General features: G+C 71.5%; 22 protein-coding genes. 12 read left to right on the forward strand and 10 right to left on the reverse strand.

Annotated elements, in window-relative coordinates:
• Window positions 1–25: 25 nt before the first annotated feature.
• Together CCN37_RS21370 and nth are read right to left on the reverse strand one after the other, a co-directional pair.
• Entirely contained in the window at window positions 26–649 is a 624-nt protein-coding gene (locus tag CCN37_RS21370) for a TlpA disulfide reductase family protein (RefSeq protein ID WP_086823866.1), read from the reverse strand.
• On the reverse strand, window positions 646–1,341 hold the full coding sequence (gene nth / locus CCN37_RS21375) for an endonuclease III (RefSeq protein ID WP_086823932.1): 696 nt from the start codon (window positions 1,339–1,341) through the stop codon (window positions 646–648). The genes CCN37_RS21370 and nth overlap by 4 nt, the downstream gene beginning before the upstream one ends.
• 159 nt (window positions 1,342–1,500) lie before the next feature.
• Between nth and CCN37_RS21380 the strand changes: the two genes are divergently transcribed.
• The 3 genes from CCN37_RS21380 to CCN37_RS21390 all read left to right on the forward strand — a co-directional run bounded on the left by CCN37_RS21380 (window position 1,501) and on the right by CCN37_RS21390 (window position 4,371).
• A complete protein-coding gene (locus CCN37_RS21380) occupies window positions 1,501–1,764 on the forward strand; it encodes a hypothetical protein (protein ID WP_030428182.1) in 264 nt (87 codons plus the stop codon).
• A gap of 254 nt (window positions 1,765–2,018) precedes the next feature.
• A complete protein-coding gene (locus tag CCN37_RS21385) occupies window positions 2,019–2,693 on the forward strand; it encodes a Crp/Fnr family transcriptional regulator (protein WP_086823868.1) in 675 nt (224 codons plus the stop codon).
• A gap of 412 nt (window positions 2,694–3,105) precedes the next feature.
• A complete protein-coding gene (locus CCN37_RS21390; protein ID WP_086823870.1) occupies window positions 3,106–4,371 on the forward strand; it encodes an MFS transporter in 1,266 nt (421 codons plus the stop codon).
• Window positions 4,372–4,374: 3 nt separating this feature from the next.
• Here CCN37_RS21390 and CCN37_RS21395 read toward each other — a convergent pair whose 3' ends face one another.
• The gene (locus CCN37_RS21395) at window positions 4,375–5,835 is read right to left on the reverse strand and encodes a CehA/McbA family metallohydrolase (protein ID WP_086823872.1); all 1,461 of its coding nucleotides are present in this window, start codon (window positions 5,833–5,835) and stop codon (window positions 4,375–4,377) included.
• 53 nt (window positions 5,836–5,888) lie between these two features.
• Window positions 5,889–6,497, reverse strand: a complete 609-nt coding sequence (locus tag CCN37_RS21400) for a hypothetical protein (RefSeq protein WP_086823874.1) — start codon at window positions 6,495–6,497, stop codon at window positions 5,889–5,891.
• A gap of 106 nt (window positions 6,498–6,603) precedes the next feature.
• On the opposite strand from CCN37_RS21400, the gene dnaN reads away from it, so the two are divergent.
• Window positions 6,604–7,728 (forward strand): DNA polymerase III subunit beta, encoded by a 1,125-nt coding sequence (gene dnaN / locus CCN37_RS21405; RefSeq protein WP_086823876.1) that lies wholly within the window; start codon window positions 6,604–6,606, stop codon window positions 7,726–7,728.
• A 9-nt stretch (window positions 7,729–7,737) separates the two neighbouring features.
• On the opposite strand, the gene CCN37_RS21410 is transcribed toward dnaN, so the two are convergent.
• Both CCN37_RS21410 and CCN37_RS21415 read right to left on the reverse strand, forming a co-directional pair.
• Complete coding sequence (locus CCN37_RS21410; protein WP_210408141.1) at window positions 7,738–8,514, reverse strand: MBL fold metallo-hydrolase; 777 nt, start codon at window positions 8,512–8,514, stop codon at window positions 7,738–7,740.
• A 46-nt stretch (window positions 8,515–8,560) separates the two neighbouring features.
• Window positions 8,561–9,430, reverse strand: a complete 870-nt coding sequence (locus CCN37_RS21415) for an NUDIX domain-containing protein (protein ID WP_086823878.1) — start codon at window positions 9,428–9,430, stop codon at window positions 8,561–8,563.
• A gap of 23 nt (window positions 9,431–9,453) precedes the next feature.
• Here CCN37_RS21415 and CCN37_RS21420 point away from each other — a divergent pair, with 23 nt between their 5' ends.
• The 3 genes from CCN37_RS21420 to CCN37_RS21430 all read left to right on the forward strand — a co-directional run bounded on the left by CCN37_RS21420 (window position 9,454) and on the right by CCN37_RS21430 (window position 12,102).
• Window positions 9,454–9,906: a hypothetical protein gene (locus CCN37_RS21420; protein WP_086823879.1), complete on the forward strand. Its 453-nt coding sequence runs from the start codon at window positions 9,454–9,456 to the stop codon at window positions 9,904–9,906.
• A gap of 18 nt (window positions 9,907–9,924) precedes the next feature.
• Window positions 9,925–10,815 (forward strand): Gfo/Idh/MocA family protein, encoded by an 891-nt coding sequence (locus CCN37_RS21425; RefSeq protein WP_086823881.1) that lies wholly within the window; start codon window positions 9,925–9,927, stop codon window positions 10,813–10,815.
• A 75-nt stretch (window positions 10,816–10,890) separates the two neighbouring features.
• A complete protein-coding gene (locus CCN37_RS21430) occupies window positions 10,891–12,102 on the forward strand; it encodes a hypothetical protein (RefSeq protein ID WP_086823883.1) in 1,212 nt (403 codons plus the stop codon).
• A gap of 155 nt (window positions 12,103–12,257) precedes the next feature.
• Here CCN37_RS21430 and CCN37_RS21435 read toward each other — a convergent pair whose 3' ends face one another.
• Together CCN37_RS21435 and CCN37_RS21440 are read right to left on the reverse strand one after the other, a co-directional pair.
• Window positions 12,258–12,716, reverse strand: coding sequence for a RidA family protein (locus CCN37_RS21435; RefSeq protein ID WP_086823886.1), 459 nt, complete (start codon window positions 12,714–12,716; stop codon window positions 12,258–12,260).
• Between the two features lie 4 nt (window positions 12,717–12,720).
• On the reverse strand, window positions 12,721–12,879 hold the full coding sequence (locus CCN37_RS21440) for a hypothetical protein (RefSeq protein WP_086823907.1): 159 nt from the start codon (window positions 12,877–12,879) through the stop codon (window positions 12,721–12,723).
• 106 nt (window positions 12,880–12,985) lie between these two features.
• On the opposite strand from CCN37_RS21440, the gene CCN37_RS21445 reads away from it, so the two are divergent.
• From CCN37_RS21445 to CCN37_RS21455, 3 genes are read left to right on the forward strand one after another with little or no spacing between them, the layout of a single operon-like run.
• Window positions 12,986–13,237: a hypothetical protein gene (locus CCN37_RS21445; protein ID WP_086823908.1), complete on the forward strand. Its 252-nt coding sequence runs from the start codon at window positions 12,986–12,988 to the stop codon at window positions 13,235–13,237.
• A 39-nt stretch (window positions 13,238–13,276) separates the two neighbouring features.
• Entirely contained in the window at window positions 13,277–14,278 is a 1,002-nt protein-coding gene (locus CCN37_RS21450; protein WP_086823910.1) for an ArsA-related P-loop ATPase, read from the forward strand.
• Window positions 14,275–15,411 (forward strand): ArsA-related P-loop ATPase, encoded by a 1,137-nt coding sequence (locus CCN37_RS21455; RefSeq protein WP_086823912.1) that lies wholly within the window; start codon window positions 14,275–14,277, stop codon window positions 15,409–15,411. The genes CCN37_RS21450 and CCN37_RS21455 overlap by 4 nt, the downstream gene beginning before the upstream one ends.
• Window positions 15,412–15,417: 6 nt before the next feature.
• Here the strand turns inward: CCN37_RS21455 and CCN37_RS21460 are convergent, their stop codons facing one another.
• Window positions 15,418–15,702 (reverse strand): WhiB family transcriptional regulator, encoded by a 285-nt coding sequence (locus CCN37_RS21460; RefSeq protein ID WP_210408142.1) that lies wholly within the window; start codon window positions 15,700–15,702, stop codon window positions 15,418–15,420.
• 242 nt (window positions 15,703–15,944) lie between these two features.
• On the opposite strand from CCN37_RS21460, the gene CCN37_RS21465 reads away from it, so the two are divergent.
• Window positions 15,945–18,350, forward strand: coding sequence for a transglycosylase domain-containing protein (locus CCN37_RS21465; protein ID WP_086823914.1), 2,406 nt, complete (start codon window positions 15,945–15,947; stop codon window positions 18,348–18,350).
• A gap of 15 nt (window positions 18,351–18,365) precedes the next feature.
• Here the strand turns inward: CCN37_RS21465 and CCN37_RS21470 are convergent, their stop codons facing one another.
• Window positions 18,366–18,836 carry a GatB/YqeY domain-containing protein gene (locus tag CCN37_RS21470; RefSeq protein ID WP_086823938.1) on the reverse strand — a complete coding sequence of 157 codons (471 nt, stop codon included), beginning with the start codon at window positions 18,834–18,836 and terminating at the stop codon, window positions 18,366–18,368.
• A gap of 74 nt (window positions 18,837–18,910) precedes the next feature.
• Here CCN37_RS21470 and CCN37_RS21475 point away from each other — a divergent pair, with 74 nt between their 5' ends.
• Window positions 18,911–19,873, forward strand: a complete 963-nt coding sequence (locus tag CCN37_RS21475; protein ID WP_086823916.1) for a metallophosphoesterase — start codon at window positions 18,911–18,913, stop codon at window positions 19,871–19,873.
• Window positions 19,874–19,957: the final 84 nt, after the last annotated feature.

Raw genomic sequence — 19,957 nt, forward strand, 5'->3', positions numbered from 1 at the left:
TTCTCGCCGACCAGCGGTCCCGGGTTCACCCGAGCCGCCTCAGGTACTCGTCGACCGTCGCGCGGACCTGCTCGGCGGACTTGAAGACCACCGGCGGGTTCACGCGCTCCACGCGCCCAGAAGGGCTCACCATGTAGGACATCGGCATCACGGGCGGTTTCAGGGCTCCAGAGGCGCGCTCGTCCACGTCGACAACGGAGGGAATGCGCGCGTTGAGACCCGCCAGCATCTCCAGGCCGTCCGCCTCGCCGCTCTTGATCTGCACGCCGAGCACTCCGGCAGCGCCGGGCGAGGAGGCGTAGGCGGCCAGCGCGGGCAACTCCTCGCGGCACGGCCCGCACCACGTGGCCCAGATGTTGATCAGAGTCGCCTTCCCGGCGAGCGCGGTGCTGAGGTCGATGCGCGAGCCGTCCGCCATGCAGGTCAGCGACAGCCCGGCCAGCCCGCTCACCGGCGCGGACCCCTCCTTTGCGACGGGGCACGCGGGCAGCGCTGCTTTGGAGCGCGCGGCGACCAGGTCGACGGAGGGCGGCCCGGAGGTGGCCGAGGACCGCGCGTCCTCACCGCGCGGCCAGATCGCCACGATCCCGGCGACGCCGAGCACCACGACCACGAGCAACCAGCGCAGAGCCTGTCCGCGATCGGTCATCGACCGGCCTCGCCCTCGGCGACCAGCGATAACAGGTGCTCGGTCTCGGGACCGCGCACCAGCTTGGCCGCCTCGGCGGGGGTCGTGGGGCCCGCGCCGAAGGACGGGCAGTCCTTGGCCAGCACGCACACGCCGCACGCGGGCTTGCGGGCGTGGCAGACGCGGCGGCCGTGGAAGATCACCCGGTGCGAGAGCACGATCCAGTCCTTGCGCGGGATCAGCTCGCCGATCGCGTGCTCGACCTTGACCGGGTCCTCCAGCTCCGTCCAGCCCCACCGCCGCACCAGGCGGCCGAAGTGGGTGTCCACGGTGATGCCGGGGACGCCGAAGGCCTCGCCGAGGATCACGTTCGCGGTCTTGCGGCCCACGCCGGGCAGCAGGACCAGGTCCTTGAGCTTGCCGGGCACCTCGCCGCCGTGGCGTTGCACCAGCGCGGCGCCGAGCCCGGTGATCGAGGTGGCCTTGTTGCGGTAGAAGCCGGTCGGCCGGATCAGCTCCTCCAACTCGGCGCGGTCGGCCCCCGCGTAGTCGGCGGCCGTGCGGTAGCGGGCGAACAGCGCCGGGGTGACCTCGTTGACCCGCTTGTCGGTGCACTGGGCGGAGAGGATCACCGCGACCGCGAGGTCGAGCGGGGTGGTGAAGTCCAGCTCGCAGTGCGCGTCCGGGAAGGCCGCCTCCAGCCCACGCAGCATGCGCCGCGCCCGTCGCACGAGGCCGAGCCTGGTTTCCCCCACTGCTGCGGACGTCTGGCGGGTCTTCGCTGGCACTCCACCAGCGTACGGGTGGGACCGACAGCCGAACCGACCCCGGATGCGCGCGACGAGGCGGAGTGAGGGAAGATCGGGCGCACTATGACTGCATGGCTCGTAGTAGTGGTTCCACTCATCGTGATGCTCTTCGCGCTCTTCATGGAACGCGTTGAGGCTCGTCTGCGGCACGTCGCGGTGCAGGAGGACGAGGTCGAGGAGTTCCTGGAGAAGGCGCGCCCGGACGAGGTCCGCGCTCTCTACGGCCACGGCATCGGCCGCGCCCTCGAGCTGTTCCGCCGCAGGCGCCGCGTCGGCGGGACCGCGCGTCCCCCGCGCAAGCCGCGCCGCACGCGCAGCCGCGCCTGATCGGGCGACGCGCCCGCGACCGAGGTCTTCACACTCGGCGGCGAGCTGTCGCACACGCCCTGATCAGGCCTGCTCAGGAGGACTTTTAACAGACCGGTCGGTCGACTGATCGGTTTCAACCGGCGAGCCGAACAGATCCTTGCCCAAGACGGCCTAGACTGCTCGCCAGTGATCGGCGGCACGTGGCCGAAGACCGCATTCCTGCGGTACTGGCCGCTCACGTGAACCGTCGCGTCTCAACATGGAGGGACGAGGTGGACGAGACCCTGGCCCGGGCGGGCATCTTCCAGGGCGTTGAACCGGCAGCCGCCGAGGCGCTCGTTTCCACGCTGGAGCAGGTGGACTTCCCGCGTGGACACGTGATCTTCGCGGAGGGTGAGCCGGGCGACCGGCTGTACATCATCCAGTCGGGCAAGGTGAAGGTCGGCCGGAAGTCACCGGACGGCCGGGAGAACCTGCTGTCCATCATGGGTCCTTCGGACATGTTCGGTGAGCTGTCCATCTTCGACCCCGGCCCCAGGACCTCCACCGCGACCACGGTGACCGAGGTGCGGGCGCTCACGATGGACCGGCCCAGCCTGCGCGAGTGGATCGGCAAGCGGCCGGAGATCGCCGAGCAGCTGCTGCGGGTGCTCGCGCGACGGCTGCGCCGCACGAACAACATGCTCGCCGACCTGATCTTCACCGACGTCCCGGGCCGGGTGGCGCGCGCGCTGCTGCAGTTCGCCCAGCGCTTCGGGTCGCAGGAGGCGGGTCTGCTGCGGGTCACCCACGACCTGACCCAGGAGGAGATCGCCCAGTACGTCGGCGCCTCCCGGGAGACCGTGAACAAGGCGCTCGCCGACTTCGCGCACCGCGGCTGGCTGCGGCTGGAGGGCAAGAGCGTGCTGATCCTGGACCCGGAGCGGCTGGCCCGCCGGGCGCGCTAGGTCACACAGCGACAAAGACAAGGAGGCCGGGCGCCGCCCCCGACGCGGCGCACCGGCCTCCTTGCGTGTGCGCGACCCGTCCCCCGACCGGCCACGCTTTCCCGACCTCCGACGCCCGGCCCCGACCCGTTAGCGCCGAAGGAGGTCTTGAGCTTCCTCAAGGCGAAGCAACTGTGAGCAATTGTGGTCCATGGGTGTAACGCGGCCGATACCAGCCCGGCGTTGGTGCCCACAATGGCCCCGAAGTGCTCGTTTACTCAATTGCTTTCACCCTCAAGGACGTCGCCGGGGGCCGTTTCGTTGTGCGATTTCACCCGTGCGTCCCAGCGTTGTTATCAAATCGTGACACGGTGAGCAAGGCCACCGCAGATTAGTGGTACCCCCGTACCAGTTCTCCGGCATACTGGTACGCGTGTCCCAGAATGCCTCCCTCGCCGACTACCGCACGGCGCTCACCGCCCCCGGTGCGCGCGGTCCCGTCCTGACCTCCCTGCTCGCCCGGCTGCCGGTCGCCATGGTCGGCATCGCGCTGCTCTTCTACGTGCAGCGGGTCAGCGGTTCCTTCGCGGCCGCGAGCCTGGTCTCCGCGGGCGCGCTCGTCGGCGTCGCGGTGGGCTCGGTCCTGCAGGGCAGGCTCGTCGACCTGCTCGGCCCCACCCGCGTGCTGCTGACCGCGTCGGCGCTGTTCAGCGTGATGGTGACGGCGGAGATCCTGGCGATCGAGTCGGGCGCCCCCGCCTGGTTGATGGCCGTGCTCGCGCTGGCGCTGGGCACCAGCCAGCCGATGGTCGGCTCCTCGTCGAGGTCGCTGTGGACCAGGCTGCTGCCGCCCGGATCGGCCCGGCAGGCGGCCTACTCCTACGAGGCCATCAGCATGGAGGTCTTCTTCATCCTCGGCCCGGGCCTCGCCGGCCTGTTCACCGCGCTGCCGTGGGCCGGGACCGGCGTGCTGCTCGGCGCGGTCTGCGAGGTCGTCGGGGCCACCGGCTTCGCGCTGACCCGCACCGTGCGGGCGTGGCGTCCGCAGCGCGAGGAGCGGGCCAGCGTCGGCATGCTCGGCGCGATCAGCTCCCCCGGCATGCGCACGGTGGCCATCGCCGCGCTCGGCTTCGGCGTGACCATCGGCTTCGTCGAGGTCGCCGTCCCGGCCGCCGCGACGCACGCGGGCCACGAGGCGCTCGGCGGTGTGCTGCTCAGCGTCTGGTCGGTCAGCTCGGTGCTCTTCGGCGTGCTCTACGGCTCGCGCCCCTGGCCCAAGCCGATGTACCTGCGACTGCCGGTGCTGCTGGGTGGCTTCTCCGTGCTGGTGACGCTGCTCGCGATCCCGACGACGCTGGTCGGCCTGGCCGTCGCGCTGTTCGTGGTCGGCACGCTGATCACCCCGCAGGCGATGACGCACTCGGCCGCGATCGAGGAGGTCGCGCTGCCGGGCACCGCCACGGAGGCGTTCGGCTGGGTGATCACCGCGGTGACCGTGGGCCTCGCCTTCGGCCAGCTGCTCAGCGGCCAGCTCATCGAGCTGTTCGGCCCGCCCGCCGCCTTCCTCGCGTCGGCGTTCTTCGGCCTGGTGATCACGGGCGTGGTGTGGCTGCGCAGGCACAGCGTGCGCGACAGCAGGCAATGGATGGAGAACGCGGCCAGCTGCACGCGCGACGAGGTCGAGCTCGCGGCTCGCTAGGCCCTAGCGGCGGCCCAGGAAGATCGGGTTGGTCAGGGCGACCACGGTGTCGGGAGTCGTCGGGGTTCGCAGGGGTCTGCGGACCTCGGCGCGGACCCAGTCGGCGTCGACGGCGGCCCAGCGGACCTGAGCCCTGCCGGTGGCGGGAATCCACTCGCTGTGCGCGATCCGGGTCGGCGTGATCAGCCTGACCTCGCAGCCCGGAGCGCCCGCGATGTCCAGTTCGATCCGCGCTTCGGCCGCGCGCAGGCGATCACCAATGCCCGCGACCTGCCTGCCCGCGACGGCCCGCATGGTCAGCTCGACGCGGGAGGACTCGGCGAGCCACGACCGCCCGGCCGCGATCCCGGCGAGCACCGAGCGCGTGTCGAGATCGTCGGCCAGCACCACCGTCTGCGGCAGCCCGACCGGCTGAGGCTCGCGGTGCGCGTCGCTCGACCCGATCGCCGGCACCCACTTCCCCTCGCGCAGCAGGCCGTCCCAGAGGCGCACTGAGAGCTCGTCGTCGAAGGACCAGTCGCCGTTCCACACCTCGACGGCGTCGACGTGGTCGTAGCCGAACTCCCACGAGCAGCCGGGGCACGCCGCGTACGGGTGCGCGGCGACGACGAGGCCGCCGACCGCGTGGACGCGGCGGGCGAAGCGCTCGAACGCGGCCTGCTCCGATCCCCGGTAGCGCCAGTCGATCCAGTAGCCGGGAGGCAGGCCGAGCGCGGGCCAGTGCCCGGACCGCGTGGTGACCTCCTCGCCGTTGACGATGAGCAGGTCGGGCTGGGCGTGGTCGCCCCAGCGCAGGCTCGCGGAGGTGGTGTTGTGCTCGGTGGAGACGAAGAAGTCCAGGCCAGCGGCCTTGGCGGCGGTGATCAGCTCCTCTGGCGTGCGCTTGCCGTCGGAGTGCACGGTGTGCAGGTGGCAGTCGCCCCGGTACCAGGCCCGGCCACGACCGGTCGCCCTGCGCGGAGCCGGGTTCGGCCGGATCGGCTCACCGGGCGGGCCGAACCGCAGCGTCACGTCGACCTCGTAGTTCATCCCCTGCGGCGAGACGGTGTACGGGCCGAGCAGCACGTGCCAGGTGCCCGCGATGACGGGGCCGGGCAGGTAGCCGGGGGTCGCCCCGGACGCGCTGATCGTGAACCGGTCACGAGCCCCGCCTGACCAGCCGCGGAAACCCCTGTGGTTGCCCAGCTCGTGCCCCTCCGGCCCGAACATGCCGATGTCCAGCGCATTGCCGGGCACGCCGGGCGGCCTGTCGTAGCGGTAGACCACCTCGATCTCGTGCACTCCGCGCGGCACCTCGACGGGCAGGTAGGCCCAGTCCGGCGCGCTCGGCTCGAAGCGCCCCTTGATCGTCTTGGTGCGCTCGGAATCGAGCTGTTCGGCGAACGCGACGGCGGGCAGGAGGGTGCTCACCGCCCCGGCGAGCAGCACCGATCGCCTCGACACCCGCTTCGCGCACTCGCACATTGCTCAAACGCTATGGGGCACAACAAGATCCGGACACCGCGAACGGAGTGAAGTCACTCGTCCAACACGGGGTTGACCCACGCCAGGGTGTTCTCGCCCGTGTGGCTGAGCACCGAGATGCTGAACTGCTGCCCCTTGCCGACGACCGCCTCGATGGTCTCGGTCTTGCCCGCGAGCACCGTCTTCTCGACCTTGCGGTTCTTGGCGTCGGTGACCACGAACGTGCCGGTCGAGTCCGGGGGCGCGCCGTCGACGAGGCCGATGACCGCGCGGAAGGTCCCCTTGTCGGCGGGGGCGATGTAGCTCTCGCGCCGGTAGGTGGAGCGGTTCGCCGGGGCGCCGAGCACCGTTTCGTACCGGACCCCGGCGACGGTCTGCGGCGAGTAGGTGAACACCCGGGCGCCCTGCGCGGGCAGTTCGCGCAGCGACAACCCCTTGCCCGCCGGAGCGCCCGCAGGCGGCTTGGTCGTGCTCCCCGCGGGGGCAGGCACGGTCACCGTCTCGGTCTGGATGACCGTGCTGACCACGGTTTTCGGAGTCGCGGGCCCTGCGGACAACAGCCCGCTGAGCAGTCCGCCCCCGGTGGTGATGAGTGCACCACCGATAGCGGCGACCGTCGCCCATATCGCCACGACGACCGATGGATCACGCTTGCCAGCCACGTCGGCTCCTCTCGCTCAGCCCGGGGAGTCGCCTGAGGCCCGCGCGCGGTTACCGTGCGTCGCCGCTTCGTTACGTTGTCGGGGGTCTGTCGTAGCGTCCGCCAGCATGAGCCTGGATCTCACCGGTCTTGATGTCACCGCGGACACCGCCGTCCTCGCCGCCGCCGTGGCCGACGCCGCGCGGTTGCTGCCGGTCAAGGGCATCGACCCGCTGCTCACCGGCCTGTTGCTGAGCGGGCAGGACGACGAGCTGGTGCTCTCCGGAACCGACCGCACGAACACCGTGCGGCTGCGGCGCACGGCCTTCGTGCACACCGACGGTGAGGTGCTGGTCCCGGCGAAACCGCTGGCCGACACCTTGGGCGCGCTGGAAGAACCCGAGGTGCGGCTCGTGGTGGAGGGCAGCAGGCTGGCGATCCGCACGCCCGGTGGCCGCTTCGCGCTGCCCCTGATGGACGGCGAGCTGCACCCCGGCGTCGGCGCGTTGCCCGCCGCGGTCGGCCAGGTGAACGCGGCGGAGCTGATCACGCTCGTCGGCAAGGTGGCGTCAGCGGCGTCGAGGGACGACGCGCTGCCACTGTTCACCGGCGTGCACGTGCAGGGGCGCGGCGACCGGCTGGCGCTGGTGGCCACGGACCGCTACCGGATGGCGATCGGCGACCTGCCCTGGCAGCCGGAGGGCGAGCTGGACGTCCTGGTGCCCGCGCCGCTGCTGATCGAGGTGGCGAAGCAGGCGCGGACCGCCGAGGTGATCACGATCCACACCGACGGCAGCCGCTTCGGGCTGAGCTGGCCCGGCGCGCAGCTCGGCACGGTGCTGCTGGCCTCGGCGTTCCCGGACGAGTCCCGGCACACCGACGCGCCGGTGGACGCCGTGGTCGAGGTCGACGGCGAGGCGCTGGCGGGCGCGGTGCGGCGGGTGGCGCCGTACTCGGGGCCGCGCGCGGTGATCGCGGTCGAGCTGGGCGACTTGGGGCTGCGGATCAGGGCGGCCGACCCGCAGAACGGTGAGGCCGAGGAGACGGTCAAGGCGACCGTGGACGGCGATCGGTTCACCAACGGCTACCAGGCGCGATACCTCGCGGACGCGTTGCGCGTGTTCGGCTCGGCCAGGCTCCGGCTGAGCGTTCGGCACGGCATGCGTTCAACGGTCATCGCGCTCGCCGACGTCGCGGAGGGGGAGGCGAATCTGCGCTACGTCGTGATGCCGATCCGCATGCCCTCCGACTGAGCGCTGCGCCTAACGCGCTCGCAGGTAGTCGAGCTGGGCGTGGACGGACATCTCGGCCGCCCACCACAGCGACTTGTCGACCTCGGCGTAGACCAGCTCGACGACCTGACGGGCCGTCGCGTCGGCGCCGAGGGTGTCGAGCGCGCCGCGAACCTGCTCCAAGCGCTGGACGCGGTGCGCGAGGTACTGCTCCGCGACCGGCACGACGTCGGCGACCTCCGGGCCGTGGCCGGGGAACGCCGGGGTGCCCTTGGGCAGCGAGGCCAGCCAGCGCAGCGAGTCGAGGTACGGCGCGAGGCTGCCGTCCGGGTGCGCCACGACGGTGGTGCCGCGCCCGAGGATCGAATCGCCGGTGAACACCGCGTCCTGCACGAGCAGGCACAGCGAGTCCGCCGTGTGGCCCGGCGTCGCGACGACCTTGATGTCGAGCCCGGCCGCACGCACGACCTCGCCGTCCGCCAGCGCTTCGGCGCGCACGCAGAGCTTCGGGTCGATCGCCCGGATCGGTGCGCCGACCAGCTCCGCCAAGCGCGCCGCGCCGTCGCTGTGGTCGCCGTGGAAGTGGGTGAGCACGATCAGCTCGACCGGCCCGTTCGCCGCGATGCGCTCCAGGTGCGCGTCGTCTGCGGGGCCGGGGTCGACCACGACGCAGGACTCCGCGCCCGGAGCGCGCAGCAGCCAGGTGTTGGTGCCCTCCAGGGTCATGCCCGAGGGGTTCTCGGCCAGCAGCACCGCCGCGTACGGGGTGACCGCACGCAGCTCGCCGTACGCGGGATGGCTGATCATCGCCTCAGCGTAGGCGGATCGGGGTCACGCGCGGATGTGACGAACGTCAGCGTTCGATCCGGTCGCCCGGCTCGGCGTCCACGTGGGCCGGAGCGGCGTCGTAGCGCGGGTCGCCCGGTAGCACCGCGCGGATCACCGAGCCCTCCCGCACCACCCTCGGGATGATCTTGTCGATCGTCCGGTCCTCGGCGAGCGCGGAGGCCATGTCGGCGTGTTCGGCCAGCTCGGCGAGGGTCATCCAGGTCGGGGGGAGCAGCCCTCGGCGCCCCTCGCGCCACGCGGCCAGCGCCTCGGCGGGCGTGCACCACTCCACGTCCTCGGCCTCGGTGGTGACGCCGTCCGCCCGCTGGCCCTCCGGCAGCGCCGCGATGAAGAAGCGGGTGTCGTAGCGGCGCGGCTCGTCGATCGGAGTCACCCAGTTCGCCCACGGGCGCAACAGGTCCGCGCGCAGCACCAGGCCCTCCTCGGCGAGGAACTGGGCGAGCGAGACCTGGCGTCCGACCAGCGCCGCGCGGTACTCGGCGTACCGGCTCGTGTCGCCGACAACGCTGTGCTCGTCGGGCCCGGCGAGCAGGACGCCCGCCTCCTCGAAGGTCTCCCGCACGGCGGCGCACACCAGTGCGCGCGCCTTCTCCGGCGTGCACCCGAACTGGCGCGCCCACCAGGCGGGCTCGGGCCCGGCCCACGCCACCGACGTGTCCGCGTCCCGCCCGTCGAGGCCGCCCCCTGGGAAGGCGGTCATGCCACCCGCGAACGCCATCCCCAGCACGCGGCGGAGCAGGAAGACCTCGATGCCGGCCGGGGCGTCCCTGAGCAGCACCACGGTCGCGGAGTCCTTGGCCGGGGCGGGCACCTCGGGCGGGTTGTCCGCGACGTAGCCCTTCGGCAGGGTCAGTTCCTCTGGGAGCTCGGGCATCCCAGCAGCCTAGGGTGTCCCCCATGCCCGACCAGCACGAAGCCGAGCAGATCTCCGTCGCGCGCCCCGCACGACCGGCCGCGTTCGGCTGCCTGGCCAACATCGTCTCGGTGGTGCTCGGCGCGCTCGTCGGCACGGTGATGACCGTGGTCGCCGCGCTGCTGCTGTTCCTGCCGACGACGAGCACCGGCACGGTGCACGACGCCCCGGCCGAGGTGGCGTCCGCGGGCGGCTACTCGGGCCACGCCGCCGCGATCAAGCGAACTTCTCGCGTTCTCGGCGGCGACTCCGACGCGGTGTGGCTCGGGCGCAACAGTGGCGGGGACGTCACTCGCGGTCACGTCGTCGAGGTGTCGGCGGGCTGGGGCCCGGCCGCCGAGATGCGGGTGGAATGGCTGGCAGACGCGGCTGTTCTGCGCTTCTCGCGCGGTGTCGAGATCCGCGTTCCGGTCAGCGTGTTTAAGGACACGCGGTGACCGGGCAGGATTAGCTGGGTGGAACAACACCTCCGGACCGGTCTGGTCGGCGCCGGACCCTGGGCTCGCGCGATTCACGCGCCCTTGCTCGCCGACCACCCCGGAATCCGGTTCACGTCCGTGCACACCCGCCGCCTCGAAGCGGGACGGGAGCTCGCGAGTCCGTACTGCGCTGAGGCGTACGAGGACTTCGACCAATTTCTGTCCACTGTGGACGCTGTGGCGTTCGCGGTTCCCCCTGAGGTGCAAGGCGAACTCGCGCTGCGCGCCGTCACCGCGGGCAAGCACGTGATCCTGGAGAAGCCGATCGCGGGTTCGCTGGAGCAGGCCGAGCGCCTCGCCGACGCCGTCGAGGGCGCCGGGGTGGTCTCGCTCGTCGTGCTCACGCGGCGCTTCGCGGCCGAGACCCAGGAATGGCTCGCGGGCATCGCGCGCGCCGGGCAGTGGACCGGCGGCGGCGCGAAGTGGTTCTCCGGCGCGCTGCTCGGCGGCGACTACTCGCAGTCCGCGTGGCGGCACAGCGGCGGCGCGCTCGCCGACATCGGCCCGCACATGTTCGACCTGCTCGACGCCGCGCTCGGCGAGATCACCGACGTGCTCGCGGCGAAGCACGAGCCCGCGACCGACCTGTGGCACGTGATGTTCGGCCACACGGGTGGCGCGGTCAGCACGGCGAGCATGTCGATGCGCATGCCGGTGCGGCCGACCCTGTGGCAGATCTCGGTCTACGGCGAGCACGGCTACCGCGAGCTGGCCAACAACAACACCACCGGCGCCGACTGCTACACGGCGCTGCTCGACGACTTCCTCGCGATGATCCACAGCGGCACGCCGTCGCACCCGTGCGACGTCCGCAGGGGACTGCACCTGCAACGGCTGCTGCACGAGGTTCGTCACCGGGCCGGGTGAGCGGAGTAACACCGGGGGCGGTCCCGGGCGATCTACCCCACGAAGAGGCACCTGGACCGTCCACAGAGGAGCTTCGTGACTCCGCCTCACATCGAGTTCTACACGCTCGCGTTCAGCATGGACGACGAGACGTTGCAGGACTCCTTCGACGATCCCGCCGCGGCGTCGGCCTGGCTGCGCAGGGCGCTCGCCGAACCGCTGCCCGCCGAGGTCGGTGAGGCGCGCCAGCACCACACGCGCATCGGCACCGCGGCCAGGATGCTGCGCAGGCTCGACATCGCCGAGCAGCACCTGACGGCGGCGCTGGAGCTGGCGGAGCGGCACGGCAGGGACGAGGACGCGGTGTTCGCGCGCATCCGGCTCGCGCACGTGTTCCAGTGGCAGGGCCGCTTCGACGAGGCGCTGGTGGAGTTCGACCGCTGCATCGAGGACAGCGGTCGCATCGGAAGTCTCAACGCCCGCAAGTACTTCGCCTTCCAGCACGCCGGGAAGTGCCACTACGACACGGGAAACTGGGAGATCGCGCGCTCGCACTTCGCGATGGCGCTGCGGCTGCGGCTGGCCTCCGACGCCGATCCCGAGCTGATCGCCTCCTCCAGCCAGGCGCTCAACGCCGCCGACGCGTGCTTCACCGGGCAGCTCGCCGCGCAGGAGCTGGACCGGCTGATCCCGGCCGTGCGCAACAGGATCAGCGACCTCCCGTGCCACACCGAACTGCTGGTGGACATCCGCCGCCCGCTCCTGGACGGCGTGGTGCCGATGTCGTTGGTGCGCGCGGTGCACCGCTACGAGACCAAGCTCGACTTCGCGCTGGAGATGCTCGTCGGCGACGGCTGGCTGCTGCGGCGCGGTGACGGCGTCGCGCTGACCGAGCGCTCCCGCGAGCTTCTTTCCGATGTGTCCCAACGGCTTGACGCCGCCGCGACCGAACTGTGGGGTGAGCCCACCGAGCAGCTGGCGATGGTGGAGCACGTGGTCGACCGTGCCTCCGGCACCTCGGCCGGACTGGTTTTCGACGCGCTCGCTGCGCGCCACCCGGCGGGTCCAGCGGCTGGCAGGCTGCTCGACCGGCTCGGCGCGCTGCGGTACCACCGGGCGGACTCCCACGCGGCCGCCTGGCAGGCGGAGGGCCTGACCGCCGAGGGCGTGCGCGCGTTGCGCGGCAGTGATCCGGTGCGCAGGCGGATCGAGGCCGCGACCGGCCGTGTGGCAGCACGGCCGTACCGCAGGATCGAGCCGGAGCAGCGGGTGCGGTTGATCGCCGCGCTGCACGCGCTCCCGTCCTGAGTACGAAGGCGGCGCCGGAGCGATCCGGCGCCGCCTTCGTCGTGTCCTGGCTCCGCGCCCGGCGCGAATGCCTCGTTCAGTGCGTTGAGTTCCCTGAATGACTCATTCAGGACGCTGAAGTACCTCAATGAGTCATTCAGCGCACAACTGTTCGGTCAGGCGATCTCGACGATCAGGTCGACCTCGACCGGGGCGCCCAGCGGCAGCTCGGCGACGCCGACGGCGGCACGGGCGTGCGCGCCGGCCTCGCCGAAGATCTCACCGAAGAGCTCGGAAGCGCCGTTGATCACCGCGGGCTGGCCGGTGAAGCCCTCCGCGGAGGCCACGTAGCCGGTGACCTTGATGATCTTCACGATGGAGTCGACGCCGACGAGCGCGTCGACCGCGGCCAGCGCGTTGAGCGCGCACAGCCGGGCGTGCTCCTTGGCCTCCTCCGGGCCGACCTCGGCGCCGACCTTGCCGGTCGCGGCGAGCGCGCCGTCGACGAACGGCAGCTGGCCGGAGGTGAACACGTGCGATCCGGTGCGCACCGCGGGCACGTACGCCGCGACGGGGGCCGCCACCACCGGCAGTTTCAGGCCGAGCTCGGCCAGGCGCTGCTTCCAGTCAGCCACTTCTCTACTCGCCCTTCGGTCGCTTCAGGTAGGCGACGTGCTGCTCGCCGCTCGGGTTCGGCAGGACCGTCACCAGCTCCCAGCCGTCCACGCCCCACTGATCCAGGATCTGCTTGGTGGCGTGGATCAGCAGTGGGACGGTCGCGTACTCCCACTTCGTCATGGCAGGCAGCCTAACCGCCCGCCGCACCCCCGCCCGCCACCACCACAAGGGGCAATGGCGACCCGAACGCCACCCAACCGGGATCTTGGAGCGCTACGGTTGGCGGGTGGAGACCTGGCGGATGATCGCCACCGGTGTGTTCGCGCTCGGTGGGCTGGTGCTGGTACTGGTGGCGATGGCGCAGGTCCGCGACCGCAAGCACAGCACCCGCGCGCAGGTGACGCAGACCGGCCTGATCGCGCTCGCGGTCCTGTCGGTGGTCACCGCGCTCGTCGCCACGGTGCTGCCCGAAACGATCGCGTGGGCCCTGGTCGCATTCGTGGTGCTGATCGTGTTGACGCTCACCATGGTCGGCTGAGCACGGGCAGTCCGCGTCCGGCCCGCATACGCTGATCGTGTGACGAGCCCCAACCGGTGGACCGACCAGCTGAGCCGCGCGCGCCTGCACGTGGTCACCGGCAAGGGGGGCACCGGCAAGACCACGGTGGCCGCCGCGCTCGCGCTGGCACTGGCCTCCGGCGGGCGCCGGGTGCTGCTGGTCGAGGTCGAGGGCAGGCAGGGGATCGCGCAGGTCTTCGACACCGCGCCGCTGCCCTACTCCGAGGAGCGCATCGCCGCGGCCCCCGGCGGCGGCGAGGTCCGCGCGCTGGCGGTGGACGCCGAGGCGGCGCTGCTGGAGTACCTGTCGATGTTCTACAACCTGGGTTTCGCCGGGCGGACGCTGCGCAAGATGGGCGCCATCGAGTTCGCCACCACGCTCGCGCCGGGCCTGCGCGATGTCCTGCTGACCGGAAAGGTCAAGGAGTGCGTGCGGCGCACCGACTCCGGCGGCAGGCACGTCTACGACGCCGTTGTGCTCGACGCCCCGCCGACGGGTCGCGTGGTGAAGTTCCTCGACGTCACCAAGGCCATGGCGGACCTGGCGAAGGTCGGCCCGATCCGCTCGCAGAGCGACGGCGTGGTGCGGCTGCTGCACTCCGGCGACACGGCGGTGCACCTGGTCACGCTGCTGGAGGAGATGCCGGTCCGCGAGACCCTGGACGCGGTCACCGAGCTGGACGCGGCGGACCTGCGACCGGGCGCGGTGATCACCAACCGGGTGCGCCCGCCCCGGCTGTCCGCGAGGTCGATGAGCGCGGCGGCCGGCGGGCGGGTCGACGCCGGCCGGGTGCGCGCCGGCCTGGCCGAGGCCGGGCTCGATCTGGACACCGATGTGGTGGAGGGGCTGGTGGAGGAGACGGTGGAACACGCGATCCGGGTCCAGGCCGAACAGCGCGCCCGCGCCGACCTCGACGCGGTCGACCTGCCGTCGCTGGAGCTGCCGGAGCTGACCGACGGCGTGGACACCGGGGCCCTCTACGAGCTGGCCGAACTGCTCGGCGAACAGGGCGTGCGGTGAGCGCGCGCACCCGTCCACCGCTGCTGGACGTCGACAAGCTGATCGACGACCCGGACACGCGCATCCTGGTGTGCTGTGGCTCCGGCGGCGTCGGCAAGACCACCACGGCGGCGGCGCTGGCCCTGCGCGCGGCGAGCCGGGGCAGGCGGGTGGTCGTGCTGACCATCGACCCGGCCCGCAGGCTGGCGCAGTCGCTCGGGCTCAGCGAGCTGAGCAACCACCCGCGCGCGGTCGACCTCGGCGCGGACAGCGGCGGCGAGCTGCACGCGATGATGCTGGACATGCGCCGCACCTTCGACGACATGGTGCTCGCGCACGCCGGACGCCAACGCGCGCAACAGATCCTGAGCAATCCCTTCTACCAGACCATTTCCTCGTCGTTCTCCGGAACGCAGGAGTACATGGCGATGGAGAAGCTGGGCCAGCTGGTGCACGACGACCAGTGGGACCTCGTCGTGGTGGACACCCCGCCGAGCCGCTCCGCGCTGGACTTCCTCGACGCGCCGCAGCGGCTGTCCACGGTGCTCGACGGGAAGATCATCCGCATGCTCTCCGCTCCGGCGCGCGCGGGCGGACTGGGACTGAAACGGTTGGTGGGCGCGGGTTTCGGCCTCTTCACCAAGGCCGTCTCGACGATCATCGGCGGCCAGCTGCTCGCCGACGCCTCCGCGTTCGTGCAGGCCTTCGACAGCATGTTCGGCGGCTTCCGCCAGCGCGCGCAGGCCACCTACGAGCTGCTGCGCTCGCCGGGCACGGCCTTCCTGGTGATCGCCGCGCCGGAGCCGGACGCGCTGCGCGAGGCGTCCTACTTCGTCGACCGGCTCGGCGGGGACGAGATGCCGCTGGCCGGGCTCGTGGTCAACCGCACGCACCCGGTGCTCGCCGAACTCCCCGCGGCACGAGCGCTCGCCGCGGCCGAAGACCTCGAACGCGCGGGTTCGGCACCGCTGGCGAGCGCGGTGCTGCGCTTGCACGCGGACCGAGTGGCCGTGGCGGACCGGGAGAAGCGGACGCTCTCCCGGTTCACCAGGGCGCACCCGGCCGTCGCGCTGGTCGGCGTGCCCGCGCTGCCCTCCGACGTGCACGACCTCGACGGACTCCGCGAGATCGGCCACCGGCTGGCCGGCGAGTGAGCCGTACTAGCTGACCTGGCGTTCGCGCCTGGCCTCATCGAGCAGTTCCACCCACGAGTCGACGTCGGGGCGACGGCGCAGCAGCGCGCGCCTCTCCCGCTCCGTCATCCCGCCCCAGACACCGAACTCGATGCGGTTGTCGAGCGCTTCAGCGAGGCATTCCGTGCGCACCGGGCAGCCCATGCAGACCGTCTTGGCCTTGCGCTGCTCAGCGCCTCGAACGAACAGTTGGTCCGGGTCCTCGTCGCGGCACGACGCGTCAACCCGCCAGTCCCCCTGGCTGAACATCATGTTCCCCCAGCTCCTCAGTACCGTCGTCGCGACCTGACCCGGCACCCCCCGGTGCCGAGCTGCGAGAACCGACGCGTCACAGAGGCATAACACGTTGACCGGTTTCGCAGTCGTGAGACGTTGACGGACTGTAGAGCTTCGCGGTTCCAGCTTCCAAGTGGCGTTTGCCCACCCGTTATCTGCGGTCACCGGAACGTGTTCGCGGTCACTGCTCCATCCGGGCCACGCGTACATTGGGCTGCGTGCCTGTTCGCCGTGCGGTCTTCAAGCTCGTCGGCCTGTGCCTGCTGGCGGGCGTTCTGCTCGCCGGGGTGCTCTTCCCCGCGGTCGGCGCCATCGGCGTGGTGTCCAACCGCGCGAGCGACACCGTCGACAGCACATCGGCCGACCTGGTCCAGAAGGACCCGCCGCTGCTGACCACGGTCCTGGACACCAACGGCAACCCGCTCGCGCACCTGTTCGACCAGTACCGGGTCCTGGTGGCGCCCGACAAGATCGCCACCACGATGAAGGCCGCGATCGTGGCCATCGAGGACCAGCGCTTCTACGAGCACCAGGGCGTCGACTGGCGGGCCGCGCTGCGGGCGCTGATCACCAACACGATCCAGGGCAAGGTCGCGCAGGGCGGCTCGACGCTGACCCAGCAGTACGTGAAGAACTACCTCATGCACGTGGTCGCGACCTCCAAGTCCGAGCAGGCCAAGGCCCAGGAGCAGTCCCCGGCGCGCAAGCTCCGCGAGCTGCGGATCGCGCTCCAGCTGGAGAACAAGATCAGCAAGGACGAGATCCTCGCCCGCTACCTGAACACCGTGCCCTTCGGCAACGGCTCCTACGGCGTCGCGGCGGCGGCCAAGACCTACTTCGACACCACCGCCGACAAGCTGACCGTGGCGCAGGCGGCACTGCTGGCGGGCATCGTCAACGAGCCCAGCGGGCTCAACCCGGAGCGGCACCCGGAGCGCGCGCTCGCCCGCCGCAACGTCGTGATCGACGAGATGGCGAAGCAGAACCGCATCCCCAAGGAGGTCGCGGAGGCGGAGAAGAAGACCCCGCTCGGCACGCGCCCGGACATCGGCGCCCCGCCCAACGGCTGCATCGGCACGGGCGACGCGGGCTACTTCTGCGACTACGTGATCAAGTACCTGGAGGGGGCGGGCTTCTCCAAGGAGAACCTGCGCAGGGGCGGCTACACGATCAAGACCACGCTCGACCGCGACGCGCTGACCAAGGCCAAGGCCGCGGTGGACGCCGAGGTCCCGCCGGACACCGACCACGTCGCCAACGCGATGGCGATCGTCAAGCCCGGCAAGGACAAGCACCGCGTCGTCGCGATCACCGCGAACCGCACCTACGGCCTCAACCGGGACGAGCACCAGACCACGCTCGGACTGCCCTACGCGATGCAGAACCTGGGCGCCGGCTCGATCTACAAGCTCTTCACCGCGGCCGCCGCGCTGGAGAAGGGCATGGGGATCAACAACTCGATCTCCGTGCCGGGCACCTACGTCTCCGACGTGTTCAAGGGCGGCGCGGCGAGCTGCCCGGGGGCCGCGGGCGCGAAGAAGTACTGCGTGCAGAACGCGGGCAAGTACCCGGAGCGGATGACGCTGCAGGACGCGCTCGCGCAGTCGCCGAACACCGGCTTCGTCGCGCTGCTGGAGCGCACGACGGTGTCCTCGGCGGTGGACATGGCCGTGCGGCTGGGCCTGCGCTCGCTGGGCACGGTTCCCGCCGGTGAGGACCCCAAGAAGCGGCCGATCGGCAAGTTCTTCGCCGAGCAGAACCTCGGCTCGTTCACCCTCGGCCCGACGCCGACCAGCACGCTGGAGCTGGCGAACGTGGGCGCGACGCTGGCCAGCGAGGGCATGTGGTGCCCGCCGAGCCCGATCGAGCAGGTGCTCGACCGCAACGGCCGCCCGGTCGCGCTGCGCGAGGACGCCTGCGAGCAGGTCGTCCCCGCCGGGCTGGCCAACGCGCTGACCGTGGGCATGAGCAAGGACTCGACCTCGGGGACCGCGCGGGAAGCCGCGCGGGCGTTCGGGTGGAACCGCCCGATGGCGGGCAAGACCGGGACCACCCAGGAGCACAAGTCCTCGGGCTTCCTGGGCTACACCCCGCAGCTCGCCGGGGCGGTGTTCACCTTCGACGACACGCCGTCGCCGAAGACGCTGTGCGATCCGGCGGGCAACGCGCCGCCCCGACCGTGCAACTCCGGAACCTTCATCTACGGCGGCAAATCACCCGCGCGCAGCTGGTTCGCCGCGATGAACGGGATCGGGTCGGCGCCGGGGATCATGACAAACATGGACACGGCGGGGCTGCCCGACGTCGAGGACCGCTACGCCGAGGGCGGCAACGAGGCCAAGGTGCCGAACGTGGTCGGGCTGAGCGAGGGCTTCGCCCGCACCAAGCTGAAGAACGCGGGCTACGAGGTCAGCGCCTCCAGCACGGACAGCCTCAAGCCGAAGGGCACCGTGCTCAGCCAGAGCCCGCGCGGCGCGGCGCTGCCCGGCGAGACGATCTCCCTCGTGGTGAGCAACGGCGTCGCGCCGACCACCGCGCCCGAACCTCCGCCCAGCGGCCCACCGTCGCCGGGTCCTGGCCCCGGTCCCGGCGGCGAGACCGGCGGTCCCGCTCCGCCGGGCTAGCCGGTTCCCCGGCGGCTACTGGCTGAGCATGGCCTTGACGAGGGTGGCGACGCGGCCGCCTTCGGCGCGTCCGGCGACCTTGGCGTTGGCGGCCTTCATGACCTGGCCCATCTGCTTCGGGCTGGGCTTGCCGCCGACCTGCTCGGTCACCTCGGCCAGTGCGTCGCGCACGACGGCGGTCAGCTCCTCGTCGGAGAGCTGCTTGGGCAGGTACGCGGAGAGCACCTCGCCCTCGGCGCGCTCCTTCGCCGCCAGCTCGTCCCGGTCGGCAGCGGCGAACGCCTCCGCCGACTCCTTGCGCTTCTTCGCCTCGCGCGCCAGGACCTTGAGCACCTCGTCGTCGGACAGCTCGCGGGCCTCCTTGCCAGCGACCTCCTCCGCGCCGACCGCGGTCAGCGCCATCCGGAGCGTGTCGAGGACGACCTTGTCCTTCGCCTTGAGCGCGGTGATCATGTCGGCCTTCAACCGTGCCTTGAGCTCTGCCATGGCGGCGAGGTTACCCGCGGTGAAGGGGCTCACCCGTTCCGGCGACGAGGGACAGGGTCCGTAGGCTCGGGGAGGTGAACACGTTCGGTCGGATTCTCCTCGGGACGACGGCGCTCGGCGCCGCGACGGTCGGCTACGCCGCGGGCATCGAACGCCTGCGCTTCACCCTGCGGCACGCCACGCTGCCGGTGCTGCCGGAGAACGCGCACCCGCTGCGCATCCTGCACATCTCCGACCTGCACATGACGCCGAACCAGACCAAGAAGCAGCGCTGGGTCGCCGAGCTGGCCGGGCTCGAACCCGACCTCGTGATCAACACCGGGGACAACCTCGCGCACGCCAAGGCCGTCCCGACCGTGATGCGGGCGCTCGGGCCGCTGCTGGACTTCCCCGGCATGTTCGTCTTCGGCAGCAACGACTACTTCGCGCCGAAGCCGAAGAACCCCTTCCGCTACCTGATCCCCGCGCACAAGGCCAAGCGCGTGCACGGCACCGGCCTGCCGTGGCGCGACCTGCGCGCCGCCATGACCGAGCGCGGCTGGCAGGACCTGACCCACCTGCGCCACACCACGACCGTCGCCGGTGTCACCGTGACCGCCTCCGGCGTCGACGACCCGCACCTCAAGCGCGACCGCTACGAGAAGATCGCGGGCAAGCCCGGACCGCAGACCCAGCTCAGCATCGGCGTCACGCACTCCCCCGAGCCCCGCATCCTCGACGCGTTCGCGCAGGACGACTACGACCTGGTGCTCGCCGGGCACACCCACGGCGGCCAGCTCTGCGTCCCGTTCTACGGCGCGCTGGTCACCAACTGCGGCCTCGACCGCAAGCGGGTCAAGGGCCCGTCGCAGTGGGGCGAGCACACCTGGCTGCACGTCTCCGCCGGGCTCGGCACGTCGCCGTACGCCCCCGTACGGTTCGCCTGTCTGCCGGAGGCCAGCCTGTTGACGCTGGTCCCGCGCTCGGAAGAGGCTTCGCTGAAGGGATCGCGGGCCCAGGCCCCCACCCGATTCGGAGCTGGCGCGGACATGCGATAGGCTTCCTCTCGTTCCACTCGGGGTGTGGCGCAGCTTGGTAGCGCGCTTCGTTCGGGACGAAGAGGTCGCAGGTTCAAATCCTGT

The sequence above is a fragment of the Allokutzneria sp. NRRL B-24872 genome (assembly GCF_002155965.1).
Taxonomy (GTDB): domain Bacteria; phylum Actinomycetota; class Actinomycetes; order Mycobacteriales; family Pseudonocardiaceae; genus Allokutzneria.